This window comes from Baaleninema sp., assembly GCF_049974805.1.
Lineage (GTDB): Bacteria > Cyanobacteriota > Cyanobacteriia > Cyanobacteriales > Geitlerinemataceae > Baaleninema.
The window spans coordinates 1-23,682 of sequence record NZ_JBNGCO010000013.1; the positions used below are offsets into that span (position 1 = coordinate 1).

At 52.4% G+C, this 23,682-nt stretch carries 15 protein-coding genes; 4 read left to right on the top strand and 11 right to left on the bottom strand.

The genetic code is table 11. The features are described 5' to 3' along the window. Nucleotides 1-112 precede the first annotated feature (112 nt). Entirely contained in the window at nucleotides 113-1,249 is a 1,137-nt protein-coding gene (locus ACP5D4_RS04480; RefSeq protein WP_428010429.1) for an acyltransferase family protein, read from the bottom strand. Between the two features lie 179 nt (nucleotides 1,250-1,428). Then, nucleotides 1,429-2,355 (bottom strand): 2-carboxy-1,4-naphthoquinone phytyltransferase, encoded by a 927-nt coding sequence (gene menA, locus ACP5D4_RS04485; RefSeq protein ID WP_428010430.1) that lies wholly within the window; start codon nucleotides 2,353-2,355, stop codon nucleotides 1,429-1,431. A 457-nt stretch (nucleotides 2,356-2,812) separates the two neighbouring features. On the opposite strand from menA, the gene ACP5D4_RS04490 reads away from it, so the two are divergent. Further along, nucleotides 2,813-4,078, top strand: coding sequence for an isochorismate synthase (locus ACP5D4_RS04490; protein WP_428010431.1), 1,266 nt, complete (start codon nucleotides 2,813-2,815; stop codon nucleotides 4,076-4,078). A 508-nt stretch (nucleotides 4,079-4,586) separates the two neighbouring features. On the opposite strand, the gene ACP5D4_RS04495 is transcribed toward ACP5D4_RS04490, so the two are convergent. Then, nucleotides 4,587-6,239 carry a hypothetical protein gene (locus ACP5D4_RS04495; RefSeq protein ID WP_428010432.1) on the bottom strand — a complete coding sequence of 551 codons (1,653 nt, stop codon included), beginning with the start codon at nucleotides 6,237-6,239 and terminating at the stop codon, nucleotides 4,587-4,589. A gap of 362 nt (nucleotides 6,240-6,601) precedes the next feature. On the opposite strand from ACP5D4_RS04495, the gene ACP5D4_RS04500 reads away from it, so the two are divergent. Beyond that, nucleotides 6,602-9,574 (top strand): glycerol-3-phosphate acyltransferase, encoded by a 2,973-nt coding sequence (locus tag ACP5D4_RS04500; protein WP_428010433.1) that lies wholly within the window; start codon nucleotides 6,602-6,604, stop codon nucleotides 9,572-9,574. Between the two features lie 242 nt (nucleotides 9,575-9,816). Further along, nucleotides 9,817-10,143, top strand: a complete 327-nt coding sequence (locus ACP5D4_RS04505) for a hypothetical protein (RefSeq protein ID WP_428010434.1) — start codon at nucleotides 9,817-9,819, stop codon at nucleotides 10,141-10,143. Here the strand turns inward: ACP5D4_RS04505 and ACP5D4_RS04510 are convergent. From ACP5D4_RS04510 to ACP5D4_RS04545, 8 genes are all read right to left on the bottom strand, one after another. After that, nucleotides 10,140-10,790 (bottom strand): bifunctional 4-hydroxy-2-oxoglutarate aldolase/2-dehydro-3-deoxy-phosphogluconate aldolase, encoded by a 651-nt coding sequence (locus tag ACP5D4_RS04510; RefSeq protein ID WP_428010435.1) that lies wholly within the window; start codon nucleotides 10,788-10,790, stop codon nucleotides 10,140-10,142. The genes ACP5D4_RS04505 and ACP5D4_RS04510 overlap by 4 nt on opposite strands. A 141-nt stretch (nucleotides 10,791-10,931) precedes the next feature. Next, nucleotides 10,932-13,928 carry a toll/interleukin-1 receptor domain-containing protein gene (locus ACP5D4_RS04515; protein WP_428010436.1) on the bottom strand — a complete coding sequence of 999 codons (2,997 nt, stop codon included), beginning with the start codon at nucleotides 13,926-13,928 and terminating at the stop codon, nucleotides 10,932-10,934. 57 nt (nucleotides 13,929-13,985) lie between these two features. Then, nucleotides 13,986-14,213: a hypothetical protein gene (locus ACP5D4_RS04520; RefSeq protein ID WP_428010437.1), complete on the bottom strand. Its 228-nt coding sequence runs from the start codon at nucleotides 14,211-14,213 to the stop codon at nucleotides 13,986-13,988. Further along, complete coding sequence (locus ACP5D4_RS04525) at nucleotides 14,203-14,907, bottom strand: C39 family peptidase (protein WP_428010438.1); 705 nt, start codon at nucleotides 14,905-14,907, stop codon at nucleotides 14,203-14,205. The genes ACP5D4_RS04520 and ACP5D4_RS04525 overlap by 11 nt, the downstream gene beginning before the upstream one ends. A gap of 118 nt (nucleotides 14,908-15,025) precedes the next feature. Further along, nucleotides 15,026-16,732 (bottom strand): C39 family peptidase, encoded by a 1,707-nt coding sequence (locus ACP5D4_RS04530; RefSeq protein WP_428010439.1) that lies wholly within the window; start codon nucleotides 16,730-16,732, stop codon nucleotides 15,026-15,028. A 307-nt stretch (nucleotides 16,733-17,039) separates the two neighbouring features. Further along, a complete protein-coding gene (locus tag ACP5D4_RS04535; protein WP_428010440.1) occupies nucleotides 17,040-19,262 on the bottom strand; it encodes a PDC sensor domain-containing protein in 2,223 nt (740 codons plus the stop codon). 934 nt (nucleotides 19,263-20,196) lie between these two features. After that, nucleotides 20,197-21,057: a DUF4231 domain-containing protein gene (locus ACP5D4_RS04540; RefSeq protein WP_428010441.1), complete on the bottom strand. Its 861-nt coding sequence runs from the start codon at nucleotides 21,055-21,057 to the stop codon at nucleotides 20,197-20,199. A 252-nt stretch (nucleotides 21,058-21,309) separates the two neighbouring features. Then, entirely contained in the window at nucleotides 21,310-22,056 is a 747-nt protein-coding gene (locus tag ACP5D4_RS04545) for a hypothetical protein (RefSeq protein ID WP_428010442.1), read from the bottom strand. Between the two features lie 247 nt (nucleotides 22,057-22,303). On the opposite strand from ACP5D4_RS04545, the gene ACP5D4_RS04550 reads away from it, so the two are divergent. After that, nucleotides 22,304-23,608: an MFS transporter gene (locus ACP5D4_RS04550; RefSeq protein WP_428010443.1), complete on the top strand. Its 1,305-nt coding sequence runs from the start codon at nucleotides 22,304-22,306 to the stop codon at nucleotides 23,606-23,608. Nucleotides 23,609-23,682: the final 74 nt, after the last annotated feature.

Consider the following 23,682-nt stretch of genomic DNA (forward strand, 5'->3'; position numbering starts at 1 on the left):
TCTCCTATACTTGTATACCATTATACTGGTATCACCTTAACTTACGAAGAACCTTAAATTTTATGAAGTCTCGGCTACATTTATCGCGATTTCGACATCTCCAAATTTGCCGTTATTTTAAAAACAGCACAGAAATCCATCTCGCATGAGAACGACCCAATTGAGTTTTCTGTATTAAACGTGAAACCCCTATTTTTTGAGTGTAAGTTATTAAACTAGAGAAAAGGAATACAATTAAAAATCTGCCGAATACAGTTTGCTTCCAAATCCACCAATCACCCAAGATTTCAGGTAAGTAGACAAGAGACCAAATATGCCAAAGATAAATCCACATTGATGAGGTACTTACAAAAACGATCGACTGCGATAACCTCTTCGATTTAAAAATAATCTGTGGGTAGTGTTGTAAGAATTTATCGAATAAGTAATACAGTAAACAGGAGACAAATAACGCATAGGAAAAATAGTAAGTTTGAGGCGGGTATTTATAGACTTGTGTTGAGATAATCATTCCATTATCTAGAAATAAAAATAAAGCGATCGCGGAAAATACAGCCAGGAAAAAAGCTGACATCAGCAAAATAGTTTTTCGCCGAAGCTGACTGATGACAATCCCCAGGGCAAAAACGCAGCCATAGGGTAAAACATACAAAACAACCCTCTTAAAAAAGAGATGATACAGAATAAAATAAAATTTCCCAAACCAAAAATAAATGAATGCAATTCCCAAAACGGGCGTATCGAGATCTCCCCAAAAATAGTTTAAAATTTCAAATAGGACATATACTCCAAAAATTGCGATTAATCGAAGTCTGTTGTTTTCCGTAAAAGATAGTGCTTTTTTAATCCAGGGTGCAACTAAGGCGATCGCGACAAATACTCGAATAATCCAAACGAATCCGATACCCTGAATGAGTAAAAAGGTATCTACAGTTTCACGAGCCGTATAGGGATAAGCTTGTCCGCTGAGAGTGCAAACGATGTAAGTAAAAAGAAAGAAAAACGCGAAAAATATCCAGACGGGAGCGATGAGCCTTGGAATTCTGCGCTTCACATAATCGAAAGTTGCTAAATTTTTCTGTCGCGATGAAATTTCAAACAATGCCCCCGAAACCAATACCATTAATGGAACGTCGAAGTTACGAAGTTGTGAAATCGTCTCATTCGGAGAGACATGGGCCAGAATAATACAGGCGAGACCAATGGCTTTTAAAATATCGAGCTTGAAATCACGTTGTTCTAGATTCATAGGGTCTCACCAATTACGAGGACTCTGTATCCAAGGCGATCGAACGCAATAGGACAAATACTAAAGCGCGATCGCGGTGTTCGACGCTGGCCGTCTTCCCTTCATACACGATCGCGCTCCAAACCTCCGAAAACTTTAGCCGTTGCGACGGAAAATCGCCGGCCGAGAACGCTAAAGCTTCACCCTAAAATTAATCCCAACCCCAGCAAGGTCCCACTGGCGAAGTGCAAGTTTACGGCGATAAACTTGCAGTTGCTCACGAGTTCGGGGCGATCGTGATTTTCCCCTACATGCTGCACCAATTGCACCGCCAGGGGAAGACTGGCCAAACACAGCAACGTCCAAGGCGACACGCTACCCAACATCACCGCCACCGCCACCGCCACAAACATCGCACCGCTCAACCAAGGTAACAACTTCGCACCCCGTTCGGTACCTAGGCGCACGATGGGCGATCGCTTTCCGGCGGCTAAATCATCTTCGACCTGATGGAAGTGAGAACAGAACAAAATCAAACTCGTGGCAATTCCTACGAAGAGAGACGTGGCTACAAAGGGCAGCGGATTCGCCAAAAGTCCCATCCAGCTTTGGGTTTGGCTGTAATAGGCGGCCGCCAGCGCCATCGGGCCGAAGGTGACGAAACAAATCAACTCCCCGAGGCCGTGATACCCCAGGCGGAACGGCGGCCCTTGGTAGCTGTAACCCAAGACACAGCAGGCGAGGACGATTTCGAGGACGGTAAGATCCTGTTGCCATGCGGAAATGGCGAAAATCCCCGCAACGCCCAAGGCTAAAAAGAGATTGGATAGCCAGAAAATCAGCGATCGATTCCCGGTTAAATTCACTAAAGAATGAGCTTTGTTTTTGTCGATGCCCGTATCCGAGTCGAACACATCGTTACTGAGGTTTAACCAGGCAATAATTAAAATGGCAGAAATTAAAAACGTCAAAAACGATCGCACCTCGAGACGATGGGTTTCCGCAACGGCAACCGCCGTCCCCACCCAAATCGGAATCACCGCAACGGTGTACATGGGTGGTTTGATGGCAGCTAACCAGAGTTTTGAGGGTTTTGGAACTTGTGAAGGATCGGAGAGCGTTGTCATCTTTTGCGTTTTATGGCTTTTGAATTGTGAGTTTCTGAAGTCTTATGTATTCTACCAACCGTTCTTAAAAACACCATAGACATTCTTGGAGAACGCCCTCGAACGTTTTTAAACCGTCTGCTTTCCCCCAGCGCGATCGCCCCCAGCGACACCTTTAAATCCCGCGTTTCCCAGACATCAGTGGTAATTTGGTACTCAGGCGGCGAGTCTGACGGGACATCTGCGCCAAACTCCCCTACCGGACTGGCGACCCGTTCGCAGCAGTCGGACGCCGTTCTGAGTTTAATAAAAATTTACATCCGTCCGGTTCATGGCAGTTAAACCCAATCCGACAAAACTTTTTCAAAGTTGTCAAGAGATCGAAGCATTTCTTTTCAATTGTCAGAAAAGATCCCTTGAAAAATGTCAACCGCACTGGGTCAGTCTGTCGTGGGAACTGCCCGCGATCGATCCCCTCGTGGCCTTTTCTCGCCTCCTCGATGGCGGACAGCGGCTTTTTTACCTGGAAAACCCCAACCAAAACACCGCCGTGGCCGCCGTCGGAACCGCCTGTCATCTCAACGTAGACAGCGAAAACCGCTTCGAGGTCGCCCGAGAATTCGTCGAAACCTGCCTCGATCGCGCCATCGTCGCCGGAGACTCTCCCCACCCCGATGGCGGAATGCGCTTTTTTTGTAGCTTCACCTTCTTTGAAAGCAGCAATTCCCCCGAGGCCCCCTTCCCCGCCGCCACCGTCTTCCTTCCCCGCTGGCAAATTTCCCGACGCGGCCGCCAGAGTACCGCCGTCTGCAACCTCCGCATCGACGCCGACAGCCACCTCGATCGCCTCGCCCGTCAAATTTGGCGCGTCTGGCGCGACCTGCGTTCGCTCGGCGGTCGCCGCCTGACCCCCCGTTCCCCCAAACGCAGCCAAACCGACTTCCGCTATATCGATCGCTTCAAACAGTCCGTCGAAAAAGCCCTCGACGCCATCGCCACCCAATCCCTCCAAAAAGTCGTTCTCTCCCACGCCATCGACCTGCACGCCAGCAGTCCCTACCACCTCACCGGAACTCTGCACAACCTGCGCCGCCTCTACCCCGACTGTTACACCTTCGCCGTCGGAAACGGTCGCGGCCAGCAGTTCATCGGAGCCAGTCCCGAACGTCTCCTTCAAATCCGCAACCGCCAACTCCTCGCTGACGCCCTGGCCGGGTCAGCCCCCCGAGGCACCACCACCACCGCAGACGCTCACCTGGCCAACCGCCTGCTGTGCAACCCCAAAGAACTCCACGAACATCGAGTGGTGTTGCACTTCATCCAAGAACACCTGCAAGACCTCGGTTTGACCCTGCATCCCGTTCCGCCGATGCGCCTACTGCAACTGTCCAACATTCAACATCTCTGGACCCCCGTACAAGCTACCGTTCCCGAGGGCGTACATCCCTTACAAATTCTCGATCGCCTGCACCCTACCCCCGCCGTCGCCGGAGTTCCCCGTTCCCTCGCCTGCGACGCCATTCGCCAATGGGAACCCTTCGATCGCCAGCTTTACGCCGCCCCCCTCGGTTGGTTAGACGGCGACGGAAACGGCGAGTTTGTCGTGGGAATTCGATCGGCCCTCCTCAACGGCGATCGCGCCCGTCTCTACGCCGGGGCGGGTATCGTCCAAGGGTCCGACCCGGAAAAAGAACTCGCCGAAATCCAACTCAAATTCCAAGCCCTCCTGAGAGCGTTAGCTTAGGAGAGGGGGCGCTTCCGGAGAGGAGCAGAACTGTTGGCTGGGTGACGCGGCGAGCAATTTTGCTCGAATTCAGGTCAAAATGCTGGGTGTGCTGTTTGGAATCTCCCTCCCCTATTCCTCTGAGTTAAACAAGATTCAGAACTGTTGGTCTTGGCTTAAAAGTCCTATCCACCATCAACTTTTTTAAAATTTTACGGGTATTCTGAATTTGAGGTGATAAGCGGATTTCATAGGGAAGGGGGGATGGGGCTAAGGGCGAACGGCGGTTCGCCCCTACCCAGATTTTGTATTCAAATTAATAAATTACACCCTAATCTCCGAAGACCCGATAACGCTACTATCGATATTTTTAGGTTAGATCGATCGAGGACACCCAGCGAGACGCAATCAAGCTGACTGCTGTTAGGTTTCCCTGGCGCTACAACCAACCTACGCCACTCTGTTCCAGTATCGACCATCTCATCAGATCGAACCGGATCGAGATCGACAAATTATTAACTCTCCAGCCTCAAGTCTTCCGAGCTGATACAATATAAGATTTTCCAGATTTCTTAATCTGGAATATACTTGATTTTTCCAAAAACTTAACAAAGTTAGGGTGTAGCTTTAAACGCTTTAAAACTTTCGTAACCCCTTGTCCGTATTGCTTGGAAAATTCACCGCTCAAGTTTTCTATAATTATAGAGTTTTGTCCGGCGGGGCTGAAGTTTTTTATAATTTCCAACAGAACGGATTCTAGCTCTTTTTGGGAAGCGATCGCCGAGGCTTGTAAAGACGTTATTCTAGAACGGTCTGAAACATTAATTTCAGCATGGCTTTCTCTGGGTCGATCGCGAATATAAATATCGTAGGTATTTCCCTGTTTTTGGACTTCAAATAAATCTGAGTTTTTGATAAAGTAGAGAAACTTAGTACTCCCGTCATTTAATCGTTTTACAACTTGATTTATACGTTCTCCATATTTTTTCTTAAAACTCGCGCCTAAAATATTTAATTTGATGCGATCGCCCCCCTGTTCTATTAGCTCTTCGAGAAGCTGCAACAGGATTTTTTCGAGAGTCTGAGAAGACTCAATCGAAGCGGCATTTTGCGCTGAGGGGATGCCCGTCGCAGTCGAATTTTGGGGCGAACCTTGAAACCCGGATCGATCGACTTGAAATAGCGTTACATAAGCCTCCTTAACTTTTGAATTTCGATAAATTACCACCTCTTCTGAATATTCGGCAAAAAACTCACTTACTTTTTTATCAGGGAAGTAATAGGAAATAACTTGAGCGAGGGTCAGTTGGGTTGTTTCTTGAAAGCGTTGCGACAGTCGCGAAAGCTTAACCCAAGGATTTTGAATCGATTGCTGCTCTTGGCGAACCATCTCTTGTAATTGGGAATTGAATTCCCGAAGTGACGGGATATCGAGGTCGATGGAGATGGTTCGCGTTCGATCGCTCTGATAGTCAAATACTTCGACAATATCGCTTTTTCGACTGACGCGATATACCCGCAAGCCATTTTTTTGCAGATTATTACAGAGATTGGTCATCACCGTATCGGACGAGCAAACAAAAACAGCTCTCGCCATTGGATAATAGGAAAGAATCGACGAACCGACTGCAATCATTTTACCGTCGGCGTGGTCGCGGCCGCCAGGAACTTGAATTAAATCGTAACCCCGTGCGTGTAGTTCGCGATCAAGTTCTCCCAACCGTCGCCAGTCAGCAAAGGCAATTTTGACTTGAAGAGGATAGGGGCAAAGATTGGCGATGGCTTGTTCGGTTTTGAGATCGAGTTGTAGGTTTTCTGCATCGAGCAATAATACGGCAATTTTCGAGGGTTGTATGGGTAAGCTCGTCGAGCGAACGACGGTTGTTTGACGTTTTTTATTTTGATTTTTGTAATTTTGATTTTTGTAATTTTGATTTTCGCAATTTGGAGTTTCACAATTTTGAAAAGTTTGGATAAGCTCGCCGTAAATAGTTGACTCAAAAAAATCTTCAGTCAAGAGCTTATTCAAGAAGGCTTTTACTCTGGCGATCGCCTCGTTAAAATCTCTGGTTGACTCGACGATTTCAGCCATCTTTTGTTCGAGTCCCGCTCGAGCGCGATCGCTCTTCCAATTAATTTTCCGAGCTTTTATTTTCAAAAACTCGGGGTGTTGGTCTTGCACGAGTTGCAAAACTTCAAAAATATTGGCAGAGACAAATTCGGGAATTTTTCGATTTTTAACCATCAACAAACTATTATTAAAATATTATTGTCAAATCTAAGCTTTCCCTCGGGTTAATATATTTTTAATATATTATATTAACCAACAGAGTCCAGATATTAAGCGTCGCGTTTCGGCGTTAAAGCTCATCCAATCCGCACTTATTTTATTTATATTAAACCTATAATTATATCATAAAAAACATCGAAATCGACGGATTATAAATTTTACAGTCCCGCGATCGAAAACTCGCCTCGTCAGACAAGCATCCCGTTGGCAAAGAATCCATTAGCATTGCAATAGTCGTCAATTCCGCATCGAACATGATTCCCATTTGGGCGAGCGTTCCCATCCTACTGCTGGCCAGTTTCCTCATCGGGGCATTGCCCCTCATCCGTGGGCTGGTTCTCGCCCTCGGTCACAAAGACTTACGCCAATTGGGAACCGGAAACATCAGCGTCTCGGCAGCCTTCTACCACGGCGGCCGCGGGCTGGGCATTGTCGCGGTACTCTCGGAAGCCGCCAAAGGCATTGCAGCGGTACTGCTGGCGCGATCGCTGCTTCCCGACGCCCCCATCTGGGAACTCATCGCCCTCTTCGCCCTCGTCCTGGGACGCTATACCCTGGGACAAGGGGCCGGAACCACCAACGTCGTCTGGGGTACGATCACCCACGACTGGCGGGTGGCGGTATTAGTTGCCCTCATCAGCGGCTTGAGTTTTACCATCGTTCGAGAACGGAAATCCGGCCGTAACCTGGTGTTAGTCCTGTTTCCGGCGGTGATGTGGATGCTGTATCCCCACGCTCTCGGGCGAGTGGTAGCCTCCGCTGCCCTCAGTGCCGCCTTATATTGGAGCTATCGATCAATGCCTGACGATTTGGATTTATCCCCCTCCAGCGGACGACCAGAAACCCGCAAGATGTTTCGCTTTTTCCGCGCCGATCGCGCCCTGACAACGCTCGATCGACCCCTCGACCCCCAAAAAGTCGGACCGAAAGCCGCCACCCTTTCGCAACTGCGACGGTGGGGCTATCCCGTCCCCGCCGGATGGGTGCTGACACCGGGAGACGACCCGGAAGTATTGCTAAACGCCTTGCACCCCTCCCCGGAAAACCCCCTCATCGCGCGATCGTCGGCGGTGGGAGAAGACACAGAAAGCTCTTCCGCCGCCGGACAGTACCAAAGCGTCGCCCACCTCACCAACCGTCAGGAACTCGCCGACGCCATCGAACGCTGTCTCGTCTCCATCTCCAGTTCCGCCGCCGTCCAGTACCGCCAGGAACGGGGTATCGAAGACAGCGATATGGCGGTTCTCGTTCAGCAACAAATCCGAGGGGTGTTTTCTGGCGTCGCCTTCAGCCGCGACCCGATTTTACGCTGCGGCGATGCAGTGGCCATCGAAGCTTTACCCGGAGAGCCATCTCAAGTGGTGTCGGGACAGGTGACGCCGGAACGCTATCGGGTGTTCGTCCCCGACGAGTTGACTTCCCTCGATTGGAACGACGAAGAAACGGGAAACCATCCGGAGTTAGTTGTGGAAGGGGAAGCGGGAGATGTTCCCCACAGTCTGTTACGACGGGTTGCGGTGTTGTCCCGCCAGTTGGAACGCCGCTTCAACCAGGTACCCCAGGATGTGGAATGGAGTTTCGACGGCGATCGATTGTGGGTGTTACAGTCCCGTCCCGTTCCCACCCTGCTGCCGATTTGGACGCGCAAAATCGCCGCTGAAGTGATTCCCGGCTGCATTCGTCCCCTCACGTGGTCGATTAACCGTCCCCTCACTTGCGGCGTCTGGGGGGATATTTTTTCTATCGTCTTGGGCGATCACGCTGAAGGTTTAGCCTTTCACGACACGGCGACCCTACACGACTCCCACGCCTATTTCAATGCCTCCCTGTTGGGGGAAATTTTCCAACGTATGGGGCTTCCGCCGGAAAGTTTGGAATTTTTGACCCGAGGCGCGTCTATGAGCAAACCGCCGCTGTTTTCGACGTTGCGGAACTTGCCGGGATTGCTGCGGTTGTTGGGGCGTCAGCGTCGTTTGGGCAAAGATTTCGCCCGAGACGATCGCCATCTGTTTACTCCCCTCCTGACGGATTTGGAGTCTTCCCCCGTCTTAGATCTAACAGACAGAACCCCGCGCACCATCGACCCCCCACCCTCGCCGTCGCAACTGCTCAACCGCATCGATCGCATTTTAGAGGTATTGGAACGGGCGACCTATTACAATATTCTCGCCCCCCTGGGATTCGCCGCCCAAAAAGCTCTGTTCCAGGTGGACGACGACGCCTTAGATACTACGCGAGTCCCCGAAGTGGCGGCTTTGCGGGCGTTGCAGGACATCGCCACCTCAGCCCGGTTGTTGTTACCGGAATTTCGGGGCGAGGGCGTTAGCAGTATCCAAAACTCCCTCGACGCCTCTTCTCTGTTCGTACAGTTGGCGGAAACTACCGATGGAAGTAGCGTTCTCGAGGCGTTCGATCGATTCCTCGATCGCTTCGGCTATCTCAGCCAAGTCGGAACCGATATCTCGATTCCCACCTGGCGGGAAGACCCCCACCCGGTTCGGGAACTCCTCGCCGCATCGATCGCCAACCCCACCTCGCCCCCGTCGAAACCCACTTCCTCCCAACGGGGACACAAGCAAGTTCAAAAATCCTTAGACTTGAAAGCGCGAGTGGCGGAGGTTTACAGTCGCCTGTTGGCACAGTTGCGCTGGAGTTTCGTCGCCTTGGAAAACACTGGGTTAAAATCTGGATGGTTGTCGGAAACTGGTGATATTTTCTTTTTAGAAGTGCGCGAAGTTCGCACCCTCGTCACCGAAGAGAATCCCGATTTAGTGGAATTGGTGCCGGCGTTGGTGACGCAGCGACGGGCGAAGTTCGATCGAGACTGCCAGTTATCCCGCGTCCCCACAGTTACTTACGGAACCCCCCCCATGACCCTGTTAGCCACCGAAGACCGTCCCGCTCGATCGCGATTGCGCGGTATCGGTGCCAGTGCCGGTCAAGTAGAAGGGTACGTCAAAATCGTGCGGAATTTGGGATCTGCCTCGAAGATCGATCGTCAGACCATTTTAGTCGTTCCCTACACCGACGCCGGATGGATGCCCCTTTTAGCCCAAGCGGGGGGCTTGATTTCCGAAGTGGGGGGTCGCCTGTCCCACGGTGCCATCGTCGCCCGAGAATACGGCATTCCGGCAGTGATGGACGTTACCGACGCCATCCAGGAACTTCAAGACGGCCAGCGCGTTCGCTTAGATGGAGAGGTCGGAATCGTGGAAATTCTCGAATAAAACCCTTTCGATCGAGGGCTTGAGAATTCTCGTTTTCATTATAACAAACCCCAATCTATAATTATACAAAAAGTTCGTCGAGATTGCCATTTTTTTAGCAATTCTTCACGATTTGCGAGAGTTTTCTATCAGTTTGTGACGTTTTCCGGAAATCGAAACATTTCAGCTTCTTCCTGCCGTCTGGAATCGATAGGATAGAAAGAGAACGACCCGTAAATGATTGGTGCGCCCAGGAGCAACCTATGTCTGAGAAACTCTTCACCCTGGCTCTGACCGCCATCGGATCGCTAACCTTGGCCGGTTCGGCGATCGCGCAACAACCGCAAGCGATCGAACTCGACGACGACGCCATCAGTACCCGCGTCGAAGACCTCTATCTCGACGAAATTTCCACAACACCCGATCGCGTACAATCCAACTACCCCGAACTTCGAGAAAACGTAGGCTATCGAGGGATCGTCTTCGAACCCGTCACCATCGAACTCAACGACCCCGAAAACCTACCCCAAGAGCAAAGCAGTCAGTTTAACCTGCGCGTTCCGCTGACGAACGACAGTCGCAACGACTAACCCCCAACCCCGAGATTCGATCGCAGCCGGGACGCCAAGCCCGTAATACTCTCCCAGTCTTCCGCCTCCACCAGAGAACGAGGAAACAAATGGCTGGAAATCCCCACCGCGATCGACCCCGCCTCCACCAACAGCTTCGCATTCTCCAGCGTCACCCCTCCCGTCGGCACCAGCGGCACAAAATCGAGGGGTCCCTTCAAACTGCGAATATAACGGTCGCCGCCCATCGCCCGCACCGGAAACACCTTCACCGCCGCCGCTCCCGCCTTCCAAGCCGCGAGAATTTCCGTCGGCGACAAAGCCCCCGGTACCATCGGTACCCCCGCCTCCGCAGCCATGCGAATCGCCTCCATATCCGTATGGGGAGAAAACAAAAACTGCGATCGCGACGCGATCGCCTCCCGTACCTGTTCCCCGTTCACCAGCGTACCCGCCCCAATCTGACAGTGAGGGAACTCCTCCCGCAACCGCCGCACCAACTCCGCCGATCGATCGCCGTTCCAGCCAATTTCCACGAACTCCATCCCCGCCGCCAGCACCGCCTTCGCCATCTCGTATCCCGACCCCAACGAGGTCGATCGAACCACCGCGATCGCCCGTTCTCGTTTCAATCGATCGATCCAACCCGGATATCGAACTCCAAACAACCTTCAACCTCAACACTCAACAGTCTTACGTGACATCCTCCCCTCCCTATCCCGCGAAAAACCGGGTTCCCACAAGAGAAACCCGGTTTTCGGCATCCTAACAATTATCACCTAACAGCGACCTGGCGAACCGCCTTCCCATCAAACCCCTTCACAAATAGATTTTTCCGAATCCGTCAACGTCGGGTTCGTCGTCAGATAGTCCGCCAGCCAATCACAGCCCCGAACCAACAAATCGTCAACCGTCGTCTCAGCCGAATCGTTCTCCATCTGTTCCAAAGACTGAACATCCCACAAAATAATCGTCTTGTCCGCACTACCCGACGCCAACTTTTTACCGTCAGGACTAAAACTCACCGCCCGCACCCAGTTACTATGAGCCGCGAGGGTTTTCAACAATTTACCCTCCGTATCCCACAAGCGAACCGTATTATCCTTACCCGCCGAGGCGATAATCTGGCTGTCTTGACTGAAAGTCACGTCCCACACCCAATCCGTATGGCCTTCCAAAACCGCGTGGGGCGTCGTCACCAACTGACCCTCCTTCCACTTCCACACCCGAATCGTATTGTCCCCAGAAGAAGTCGCCAGAAACTCATTGTCCGGACTAAAATGCAACGCATTAATCCAAGCCTCGTGAGCTTGCAATTCCTGAACCAACTCCCCCTCCATCGTCCAGACCTTGAGTTTCCCCTCGCCGCCGACCGAAACCAGGCGAGACCCATCCGGCGAAAAGCTCACGTCCGTCACTTCCGGGTCGTGAACCCCCTCAAGGACCTTCAACACCGTACCATCATTAACGTTCCAAAACCGAACCGACCCGTCCGAACTCGCCGAGGCCATCATTTGACCGTCGGGAGAAATACTCAAGTTCTTAATCGTCGAAGTATGGCCGACAAAGCGGCGAACCGGGGTCGCCTCGTCCAAAGCCAGAACGTCATTAACGTTCCACAGTTGCAGAGAATTATCGTAACTGGCCGTAATCATAAACTCCCCGTTAGGCGTAAAGTTGACGTTCCGCAACCCCGCATCGTATTCAATACTGCGCAGCAGTTGCGCCCCGTCTCGCTTCCACATCTTCAAAGTGTTATCAGTTCCCACCGACGCCACCAGATTATCCGGGCTGAAGCGCACCCCTTTAATCCCCGAACGGTGTCCTTGTAGAATTTCCACCACCGCCCCTTCAATACTCCGCAGGCGAATCGTCGTATCGTCGCTTCCAGAAACGATGGTATTTCCGTCCGGAGAAAAGACCACGCTGCGCACGCTGGCATCGTGACCGACAAAGGTTTTCAACAAAACGCCGCTCACGTTCCAAAGTTTGACCGTGTTATCGTCGCTACCCGTCACCAACGCTTTACCGTCGGGAGAAAAAGACACGCTCCGCACCCAGTTCGTATGGGCCCGCAGTCGCCGTAAAGGTTTCCCTTCTAAGTCCCAAATAATGGCCGTATTGTCGGAACTAGCAGTGACGATGAGGTTGCCGTCGGGAGAGAAATCCACGTCCCAAATTTTATCCCGATGTCCTGTGAAGACTTGTTTGGGTTGAGGAGCGTTTTCCGCTGTCGGTTCTTCTCCCTCTTCCGCGTCTCCCTCTTCCGCCATCGTTTCCGTCTCGTCGGCGGCCACGTCTACCGCATCTTCAGCAACAACTTCAGTCTCTTCAACAGCCACATCTACCGCATCTTCAGCCGCTGCTTCCGGGTCTTCAGCGGTAGCCTCTCCTCCCGTTTCTGCCGTGGTTTCCGTCTCGGCATTGGGGTTGAGGACCGTCTCGATGTCCCACAGTTTCACCTCCAGGTCGTGGCTAGTGGTGACGAAACTCGTACCATCGGGACTGATATCGAGGTCGTTGACTTCACTTTCGTGGGCGATAAAGCGGGTTAACAGCTCTCCGTCCGCTGTCCACAACCACACCTGTCCGTCGTCGTCTCCGGTGATGACGAGTTCGCCGTCGGGAGTTATGCGAATCGCCCGCACCCGCGCCCCGTGGTCGAGGGTTTGGACTAACGACCCGTCTTCGGCGTTCCACAGTTTCGCCGTTCCGTCTTTGGAGGCAGAGGCGACGATTTGACTGTCCGGCGAAAAGGTCACGCGGCGAACGTTGTCGTCGTGTTGGAGGATATGCAACACTTCCCCGTTGGTTTTCCAAACCCGAACGGTTTCGTCGTCGCTGGCTGAAGCAATCAGTTGACCGTCTGGGGAAACGGTGACGCGGTTGATTTGGTCTTCGTGACCGTCCAATCGGTTGCGTTCTTGAACGTCGTACACCGCTTGACGGAGTACGTCGGTGGTGGTGGCCACCAGGTCCGCAGGTGGCTTGGATTTGGGCAGTTCGCGGGCAGCGTGAACGGCGTGTTGCAGGGCTTCGAGGCCGTCGTCGGTGAGCCGTCGGGCTTCGGAGAGGGCGGCCAGGGCGCGGACGCTCTGTTCTTGGGCGCGGTTCCGTTCTCCGACGGCAACCGCCCGTTCTTTCACGGCGACGACGGCTAGGACGACGGCGACGACTAAGCCAGCGGCGACGCCCCCGAGGGTCATTTTCTGGCGTTTGCTTTCCTGTTGTTCGCTGGCCAGGACGTACTGGGTTTGCAGGGGCGTGGGTTCGGGCTGTTTGTTTTGGCTTTGACTGAGCCAGACGGCAGCGTTTTTCAGGTCGTTGCCCCGCAGGGTGAAGCTGGCGTCGCGCTCTTTGCTGTCCCATTCGATGGCCCGTTTGAGCAGTCGCGTGTGAGCGCGAACGTAGTCGAGATCGGTATCGACGGTGGCTAGGAGTTTGGGAAAGGTGGCGTCGAAATCGTCGGTTTCGCGGAAGAAAATCCAGTTGAGTTTGGCCAGTTCTGGGTGAACTTCGTCGTAGGAGACTTCTTCGCAAACGATGGGAATTAGGCGCTTGTTGTTTTCGATGGCATGTTCGACTTCTTCGCGGCAAACCTGGGACGCCACAGAATCGGGACTCAGCACGAAGATGAAGTTATCGGCGGCTTCGATACCCCGATAGATTTCTTGTCGCCAATCGGCGTTGAGGGGAATGTCTTCCCAATCGACCCACACTTCTCGTTGGTGTTCGGAGAAGGCTTTGTGTAAGCGCTGGACGAACTCTTTGTTTCGGCGGCAGTAAGAAATGAAAGCGTCTGTCATGGTTTGGCTCGATGCACTGGTGTTGGGTTATATAGGATAGATAAACGGTTAAATGCCTCAAGGACAAGGAACGGCAAGTTTCGGGAACTTTTGAGATCGATCGCCCGTCTCGATCGAAACAAATCGATCGCTGCTGTCGGGGGAGATCGCCCCCCATAATCCATGCTGTCCCTCCCGAACGGAAAACAGCAACAAAGCGCCACAGGCGGCGCTCGCCTTCGTCCGAAAGTTGGGAAACGAAAGCAGATTGGGTTTCTCGGGAATACGGCTGCGGCTACTTGGCAACGTAATGAATCCACAAATCGCCATCGCTTCCACAAACGTGGCTCATCATGCCGTAAGAATAAGTCAGTCCTTCCCCAGTACGATGGGTATCGTATCCCCATTCGTACCACTCTCCATAGGGATCGTTGACAACCCACCCTCGATCGTTATACCCGCGAATCACCACAATATGACCCGACCGCGTAAACCAACCGTGGGTAATAATTGGATTCCCCGAAGCTAACCATTCCTTAACTTCCCCCCATTTTGCATCCGGTTGAAAGTTATCTTTGTATCCATAAGCCCGCACCAATTTCGCCAAATCGATGGGAGAATGGCGGGATAAGTTGTAATCCAAACAATACTGATACAACTCATCTTCAAGCTGTTGTCCCTGGGCGTTCTTCGCCGGATGTCCCAAATAGGCCAAGCACATGGCCACGCAGGTGACGTTACAGGAACCACTGGGATTGTTGGCATTGTCCAATTGAGACAAATAGGGAATCGGTAAATTCACCTGAGCCGCCAATCCGGGTTTAGTCTTTTGCACCGCTTCCGGTTGGGGAGGCGTGCGCCAAATCGTCGCGAAATCGGATTCAGCCTCGAGCAGTTCTGGATTGGTTCGTCGCAGCTCCCGTTCGAGATAGGCCAGCGCCTCGTCTTGATGGTCTAAACCTTCGTAGTATTTGGCAACGTTTACAAGTGAGATAGTCATCGCCCCTAAATCAACAGTACAAATCTAGTCGTTATGTGTGGGTTCGTCATGCGTTGAGTCGTGGCGCCTTGGGCGGGTTTCCCGCACAGAGAAACTCACGGCGGCCAACGCCACCCCCTTAACCGATCGCTTGTTGGAGGTCTTGCACCACCGGCCAGAAGTGATCCCAACCGTTCAACCCCCCGTTGACTGCCCGTCGCACCCCCTGCCAATCTCCTTCTAACGCTCGTTGGTCGACCGATCGCTCCCAGAAATACTCCACGAGAATCTTCGACGCCACATCGGGATCGAGGGCCAGATCGGGATTGTTTTCGAGATCGACGCCGAGTTTTTCACCATAGTGCTTATAGTTGGCGCGACCGGTAATCTGTACGAAACCCCGTCCGTGGAACCGCACGCCATCGCCGGGATAGATATTACCCAGGTCTTCGCGGCCTTCGTACATATCCGTAAAATACTGAGGACCGCCCCACTCTTTAATCGGTTGGAAACCGTTCGTTTCCACCGAAATCGTGGCCAACGCCGCGATCAGCGTCGGTTTGTTGAGGATGCCCCGCTCTTCTAACCCTTGAATCAGCGGCGGTAAGTAGGTTTGAACGTCTTCGAGTTTCGCCCCCATGACGCGAGCGGCGGTATCGAAGTCAATCCACTGACTGACATCGTTGAGTCCCGGGACTTCCTTCACTTCGATAATTTTCTTGGCAAATTGCGGTGTGATTTGGTCGGTTGGTAAGTCGAAGGCTTTGGCAAACCGTTCGATGGCCGATTTGGTTTTCGGTCCGTACAAGCCATCGGCTTTATCGTGTAACACCTTCAGCGCCCGCAATCGCACTTGAATCTGTTTGACGAGAGCTTGGGATTTCGCCGCCTGTGCCAAGGGTAAGGTTTTATTTTCGCGCAGAATATCTTGCAGCTTCAGTTGCGTCGTTCCCGAAGCTGTCGCGGCGGCCGCAGAACTGCCGCTGCTGGCGGTTGAACCTTTCGGTAACGGGGTCGCCTGTCCCGGTTTGCCGTCTACGTAGTGAATCCAGAGGTCGCCGTCGGGACCGCACACATCTTTGAGATCGGCGTAGCTGTACACCACACCCGCACCGCTGGCATAGGTGTCGTAACCGCTGCGACTCCATTTTCCGTAAGGGTCGTTGATAATCCAACCGCTATCGTTGTAGCCGATGATGGTGACGATGTGGCCGGAACTGGTAAACCAACCGTGGGTAATGCAGGGTTTCCCTTGACGCAACCAGGCTTTCACCTCGTCCCATTTGGCCGCTTCTTGGAAGTCGTCTTGGTAGCCGTAGAGTTTCAGGAGTTGTTCGAGGTCGTGGGGGGAGTGGCGGGACAAACCGCGATCGAGCATGAACTGATAGAGTTCGTCTTCGAGTTGCTGGCCGCTGCTGTTTTTCGTGGGATGGCCGAAATACGCCATGCACATGGACACGCAGGTGACGTTACAAGAGCCGTAAGGATTGTTGGTATTGTCCAGTTGGCTGAGAAAGGGAACGTCGAGTTTGACGGAACCGTCCGGTTTGACGTAACTCGGCGGTTCCGCTGTGGCGGTAGCCGTCGCTTGGGTAACGGCAGCCGCCACGGCTTGGCTGACGGCGGCGGTTTTGCTGGCCGTTTGTCCGGCGGAAGTACTGCTGGCTGACGCGACAGCGCCTTTTTTAGCTTTGGAAGACTTGCGCCAGATGTTTAGAAATTCGGAGTTATCGGCGAGTAAATCGGGACGCACCGCCGCGATTTGTTCTTGCAATCGCTTGAGAGCTTTGACTTGATGGGGAAGGTCTTTGTAATACTTGGCAACGTTGACGAGGGAGATGCTCATCGGCTTACCCGTGGCGATACTGGATTCGGAAGATATGTTCTAGCGTACTCGATTCACCCGGCAGTTGTAACGGTAAAAAAGGTTGGCTTTACGTAACTTTTAAAATTTGTTTAAATTTCACGATCGACTCGGGACAATTGAGGGACTCATTGGCCGAAGGGAGGGAGCGAGGCGGAACGGCGCTTGACCGCCTTCTCGAGGTCGGTTTTCAACAGGTTTCTCTGAATCGGGAGATAGATGGCGAGGGCATTTTTTTCAAGAAACACCCTCGCCACGCCGCGAAACTCATTTACCTCGGCCGCACACTTTAATAAAACACCATGGCCGTGACGAGCAGTTGCCACGTCAGCAACACCGGCCAGTACAAGAGTTTGGGAATCAGGTTGTTGCGGTAACGCAACAGAAAAGCGTTCGATCGCTTCGCCACGAGCAAACCGTCGATGGCCACCAGCAGAATCATTACGTACAAGACGAAGTAAAAATACTCAATGTAAAGAATTCCACCCGTGGGCAAAGAACTTCTCAAGTTAATTTGGTCGAGAATCAGAATGAACGTGAAAGCGCCGGAAGCCGAAATCACGCCAGAGGCACTAAACCCGAGTTCGTCCTCTTCGAGTTTAAAGCGAATCGTCGTTTGCACCCCGAACAACAGCACCGAGACCACGATCGTCCGCATCATTTTCGAGATAAATACGGTCAGGAAATCGCGGCGCATCACCACATCGAAATAGAGTTCGGGGAAGTTTTTAAGCTGAGTTTCGCCCTGGAAGCCGAATTTGGTGTTGTAGCTGTTGAGTTTGTACTGGAAAAAGGTTTTTTCTAAAACCCACCCCGGTAACACGAAGTTTTCGCCTTCTTCGAGTCCCGGTAAGGTCGAAGGAGACAAAATGTCGTAAGAGGCAAAATCCGGCGTCAGCACCACATTACTGGTAAAGTCCTCGTGCCACATCCATATCCAAGCGTCTTTGCGATCGAACGGATACTTGGAGTAATCGAACGGCTGTCGTAACTTGGCTTCGACGTACCACCCAATAAGTTCTCCGCCATCGAATTCCTGACGATAGCTTTCAGTGATACTCGGCGAAATCGCCTCGGGTAACACGAAACCCCGCGACAAGCCATCGTGAACGCCATCGAGATACCGCTGCCAAACATATCCCGTAAAAAATATATCGTTGGCGCCGCTGAACTCCAACGACTGCAAGAAAATCCCAGTCGGGACGAAAACCGGAGGCGTTTCTCCGGCGGCTTTTGCCTGTTGGGTTTGTTCGGCGAGAAACTTCTGCAAGCGAGCGGGGTTGGCCAGTTTGATACCCGTATCGTCTTCGAGGCTGGTTTTGCTCATTTCCAAGCCCCAAATCCCGCCGATTCCCCCAGCTAAAACCACGGAAATCAGAATCACCAAGCCCCACAGTCGATCGATTCGATCGTCCCTGGGCGGAACGACCAGAACAGCACCACACACCAAACTGGCCACGACAAACAGCGTCAGCCAAACCAGTTTCCGTTCTAACCCCGTCGTATTCTGAAACACTTCGTCTTCAAACAAGACGACCGCAAAAGACCAATCCGTGGAGGGAATGGGTTCGTAAACAATCCAAGCTGACGAACGACTGCCCCGGTTAATTTGCATGATGCCCTGTTCGCCGGCCAGCATAGCTTCGGCCAGCTCTTTAAACTCGGGCGCTTTCCATTGTTCGGCCAGGTCAGAAATCGACTGGCGTTCTTTTACGAAGGTTTCGACGGGATGGTACACGAACTTCCCGGTTTTCGAGATGACGAAGCCGTAGCCGGTTTTTCCCAAATCCAGGGATTCCATCAAGGTCGCTAGACGATCGAAATCGTAGTTGGCGTAAACGATACCGTTGGGGTCGGGGGTTTCCGCCTCCTCCTCCGGCGTTTCCGCCTCTTCTTCGGGCGCTTCTGCCTCTTCCGGGGTCGTAAAGGGTACGCTATATTCAGCCAGCAGTTGGTTGAGAACTCGTCCGAGATAGGGTTCGGACCACTGAGCGCCTTCGTTTAAGGGCTGGTTGAACCACTCGATATCCGGTTCGGTGTAATCGTAAGTATCTTCGACGTTAAAACGCTCGATTGTCGTTTCGTCCGGGTTTTCTGGGTTGACAATCCGTTTGTAAACGGGGGCGTACAGTCGCGTTTCTGCGTTGTAGCCGTAGGGCGCATAAGCCACCCCCACACTGGAGAGGTTTTGGTCGTTTCGCAAGCGCGTTTCGAGCAAGTCGTCGAGGTCTTCTTTGCTCACTTCACCGCTGTTTAAGTCCTCGGCTAAGCCATCGACCACGCCTTCGAGGTTTTCCAGTTCGCTATTGACTTCTTCGACAGCCCGGTGGGTTTCGGCAATGGCACCTTCGGTAGCCGTTTCGATTTTGCGATTGCGTTCGCTGATGTAGGACACGGCGGTAATTAGGGTGCCCAAGACGCTGACCGCGCCCAAGACTGCCGCCGCCCGCACGAGCCACTGGGTTTTGTGGGTCGATTTGGCTAAGGTCTGAGGGGTTTTTTCTTCACCCACGATCGGTTCTCCTAATGGTTAGACACACAGGATTTTTTTCGTATGAGAAGCGGCGACGCGGAAAGTTCGATCGCGAGACTTCTGGCTACGAGCATCTCCGACACGGGACTTTCGGTCGCGAGAGGGCCTGGTACGAGAATTTCTGGTTAAGATAATCTGTGACCCTTGATGTTGCAAACACGCTCGGCAGCGCGGTTTCAACAACGCTTTTAACATACCATTGGTTCGGTTCGATAAAAACGATACCGATGATACGAATTTCCTGAAATATTGAGATAAAATCCCAATATTGCGGTGCGATATATTGTAAAAATCGGCTCTTCGCCGTTTAGGGTGACAGAAAAACTGACTTCACGAGATTTCAGGGGTTTTGGCTCTCGATTCTCCAGGTATTTGTATTTTGCTATACATTTTCCCCCGCAAACGGCGGAGACCCTAAAAATCTTACCCTTTAAAGCCTCGACCCACTATGAGACCGATAGTCTACAACTCAAAAATATTCAAAAAAAATAATATTTATTTAATATATAGCAATCCTAAGTCAATTGTGGCAATTCATAGAAGTGAAACTCAAGATCGAACGAAGATCGGATTGTCTCTAGATCTGTCTCTAGATCCCCGGCATCTCCAAGATGCCGGGGATCTAGCACAGCCCTGGATCGATCGGGGATTTGGCCACGAATCATTTCCTATGGCTATAGTTTTGTTTTTATCAAACACCTCGAAGGAATACGAGCGGCTGAAATCGATACGCAGCTAGTTTTTTATAATTTCGTACAGCCTTCAGAATCCCCAAAACAGCTCGGTTTGAGATTTAAAAATTAATAAGATTTAAAAATTAAGATTTAAAAATTAAGATTTAAAAATTAAGATTTGAAAATTAAGGGTTGAAAACTGGGGGCGTCCCCTATCGATCGCCCCCGAAGACGGGATGCTATTCCCAACGAGAAGTAATAGGAGCGCCAGGGGGTTTCGACTCATCGATATTCAAACTTTCGAGATCGCTAGTATCCGGTTCCTCCTGATTGCGCGGCACGCGACGGGGAGGACTGGAAGTAATCGGCGCAGCTGGCGGAAAGTCGGTATCGGCGTCGGCGGCGAGATCGTCACCATAACGAGGCACCGTCGGTTCCGTAGCGGGGGCTGGCGGCGCTGCGGCTACCTCCCGAGGGCGAGGTGGAGGGGGCAGGGGCGCACCCGGCGAGGGCCTCGGCGTCGGCTGGTACTGAGCGCCGATGGAACTGGCCATTTCGTAGAGTTTTTCTTTCTCTTCGTCGGTTTGTTTGTCTTGCACCACCTCAGTAATGGCGGAGACATCTTCTTGAATCGCTTGTTCGACGCGACTGGCAAAACTGCGATAGGCGCTCCCGTGACTTTTGGCATCTTTATAAGGACCGCTAAGTTGGAAAAACTGCCAACCTTCAGTTTTGAGAGTTTCAGCAGTTTTTCGATATTGCGTCCACTTGTCGCCGTAGTGGAAAAATTCTTCGATGGCGGCACTAATCGCCACCACTTGCGCCAAACCGAAAGTTCCCCAAAACAGGAATTCCTTGATGCGGCCCTGTTGAACGTTCAAACTCACCATTGCCGGAATGATGACACCGCCAATAATCGTCACTAATCGCAGGCGATAATATTGTTTCTGAGTTTGACCGGATTTCTTTTCGAGCCAAATCAGTTGGTCGAGCCAACGGGATTTGAGAAATTGTTTTTGCAGTTCGGTGATGTCGAGTTGGTCGATTAACTCTCCAAACTGTTCTTTGAGATATGCAGTATAGGAATCTTTTTTGGCCATGGTTGTCTTCTCGAACGATCGAAGCTCGCGACGTTTCCAAGTAAAATCTCGAGGGGGGAAATCTCGAGAGGGGAACGCTTGAGGGGAACAGTCTCAAACGATTTTTCTCAACCGATATCCGAATGGCTTCGAGGGTCAAAACGCCTTTTACCCAAAACGCCGGTTACTGGAACCTGCTGCCAGCGAGGGCGCTCAAAAGCAGTATATGGGAATTTGCCAAGGGCGAACAGTGTGGCGATCGAGTTTTTCGGGTTACGCCGCCGGCCGGGTTAACAAGTCGCTGAGGACGGTTTGCAGAAACTCGATCTCGTTGTCTAAATCCAACACTTGCAAACATCCGGTGCGGATGAGGGGTTCGGCGCGATCTTCGGTGGGTTCCCCTCGCAGTCCGGCGGCCAGTTTGTCGGCGGTGCGCCCGCTTCCGGCTAAAACGACCGTGGTTCGTCCTTCTTTGACGCTGTAGGTCACGTCTTGCCAGGTGATTTCGCCGCCGTTGCTGACGAGGGTACAGGTTGGGGCGTCGTCGGCGATGTGGCTGGCCAGTTGCGCCATCCAGGGACTTTCTGCCCCCCAGTCGGAACCGGGAACCAGGACGAAGTGGCTGTGGTTGGGTTCGAGAGGGGCGGCGTCGTCGGAAGCGGGAGGGGTTCCGTCGGGAAGTTCGACGGTTCCAACGGCGCAGACGCCAATGAGGGGGAAGTTGGCGCTGAGGCGGTTGCGGGCTTGTCCCATCAGTTGCATGACCCCGGCATCGGTGCCGCCGTCGATAACGATGGCGTCGAGTCGATCGATCGTGGGGGCGAGAACCTCGTCGAACAGGGTTTTGAGTCGATCGAAGGCGGCGGGTTCCATTTTGCTGGCACCGCCGACGAGGACGAGAACGGGGCGGGAACGGCATACTTGCAGTTTTTCGAGGCCGCGTTGAAAGTCTGTTGGAGACTCCAAATAGATGCCTGTGGCAGTATTCCCGTTGTTAAAGCGAAAAGAAGTCGGTTCCACAATTGAGAAACAATGAAAACTCGTAATTCAGACCATATAGGCTTTTTCAGTGTAGCGGTCGCCATTTGATTTTGTCGTCTGTTGGTTACAATCTGTTGGTTAAAAAAGGTTGCAACTCCCAGATAGAAAAGGCTTTGTTAACATAAGTTCGTAAACAATCCTCTGACGACGATCCGCGTCTTCGGTTCGGTTAGTTCTGGCGGTCTCGACGATCGACTCAGAGGTGGGTTCCCGGAGATTGCGCGTTTTGACTGTTTTTAACGCATTAACTCCATCGCAACGACGAAGTTTGTCCCTGCTCTTTGTGGCTGGGCTGTTTTTTTGGTCGAGTACGGCGTCGCTGTTGCCGACCTTGCCCCTTTATGTGGAATTCGTCGGCGGTTCCGACCAACAAATCGGCTTGGTTATGGGGTCTTTCGCCATCGGCTTGTTGCTGTCCCGGCCGACCTTGGGACGCTGGGCTGACGCCCGCAGCCGGACGCTGGTGTTGCGCGTCGGAACCGCCGTGGCGGCGGTGGCCCCGTTGGGATATCTTTTGGTGTCGTCGATTCCCAGTTTGATGCTGTTGCGGACCTTTCACGGAATCAGTATCGCCGCCTTTACGACAGCTTATAGTGCCTTGGTGGCCGATTTGTCACCGCCCCAACAACGGGGGGAACTCATCGGTTATATGACCCTCGTGACTCCTTTGGGGGTGGGTCTCGGTCCGGCATTGGGCAGTTTTATTCAGCAGGGATGGGGCTATCCGGCGTTGTTTTTGACCACGGCTACCCTTGGGGCGGTCAGCGGACTCTGTGGCTGGCCGTTGGTGGAACCACCCTCGTTTGAGGTGGAGGCGTCGGCGAGACCACCGCTGGAAATGTCGGAAGGGTCTGGGGAAATGGAGGCAGATGAGGGGGATTCAAGGGAGAAACCCTCGACGTTTTGGCAGTTGTTAGCGAGTCCTCGGGTGCGGGTTCCCACGTTGGTGATGTTGACGGTGGGGTTGATTTTCGGGACGCTGACGACTTTCGTTCCGCTCCATATTAAAGCGAGTTCGATCGATCTCAATCCGGGGTGGTTCTATACGGCTACCGCCATCGCCAGTTTTAGTATGCGCCTGTTGGCCGGCCAAGCTTCCGATCGATTCGGACGGGGACTCTTTATTAGTGGGGCATTGGTCTGTTACGCCCTCTCGATGCTGACGCTGGTGGCGGCCGACCGCAGCGCCTTGTTTTTGCTGGCCGGTTTTATTGAAGGAATGGCCGCTGGTATTCTCATTCCCACCACCATCGCCCTGATTACCGATCGATCTTCCCCTGATGAACGGGGACGAGTGTTTTCGATTTGTGTGGGCGGGTTCGATTTGGGGATCGCCATCGCCGGGCCGCTGTTGGGATCGATCGCTGACTACGTGAGCTATTCGGTATTGTTCGCCATCGCGGCGGCCTTGGCGGTGTTGGCCTTTACTATTTTTGTAACCCGCAACAGTAAAGACCTTCCCCATTCGCTGCGCTTTGCCCTAGGACGAGAACGAGATATCTATGCGGTTCGAGTTGCCAGTTCTCGTTAGACCCTTCTCGTTAGACCCTTCTCGTTAGACACAATTGGGGAATTGACCGAAACCTTGACTTTTGTGTTTTATTA

Excerpts from the sequence above, each read along its gene's own strand:
- ACP5D4_RS04480 (WP_428010429.1), bottom strand. The coding sequence starts at position 1,249 with ATGAATCTAGAACAACGTGATTTCAAGCTCGATATTTTAAAAGCCATT.
- menA (WP_428010430.1), bottom strand. The coding sequence starts at position 2,355 with ATGACAACGCTCTCCGATCCTTCACAAGTTCCAAAACCCTCAAAACTC.
- ACP5D4_RS04500 (WP_428010433.1), top strand. The coding sequence starts at position 6,602 with ATGATTCCCATTTGGGCGAGCGTTCCCATCCTACTGCTGGCCAGTTTC.
- ACP5D4_RS04505 (WP_428010434.1), top strand. The coding sequence starts at position 9,817 with ATGTCTGAGAAACTCTTCACCCTGGCTCTGACCGCCATCGGATCGCTA.
- ACP5D4_RS04515 (WP_428010436.1), bottom strand. The coding sequence starts at position 13,928 with ATGACAGACGCTTTCATTTCTTACTGCCGCCGAAACAAAGAGTTCGTC.
- ACP5D4_RS04525 (WP_428010438.1), bottom strand. The coding sequence starts at position 14,907 with ATGACTATCTCACTTGTAAACGTTGCCAAATACTACGAAGGTTTAGAC.
- ACP5D4_RS04530 (WP_428010439.1), bottom strand. The coding sequence starts at position 16,732 with ATGAGCATCTCCCTCGTCAACGTTGCCAAGTATTACAAAGACCTTCCC.
- ACP5D4_RS04540 (WP_428010441.1), bottom strand. The coding sequence starts at position 21,057 with ATGGCCAAAAAAGATTCCTATACTGCATATCTCAAAGAACAGTTTGGA.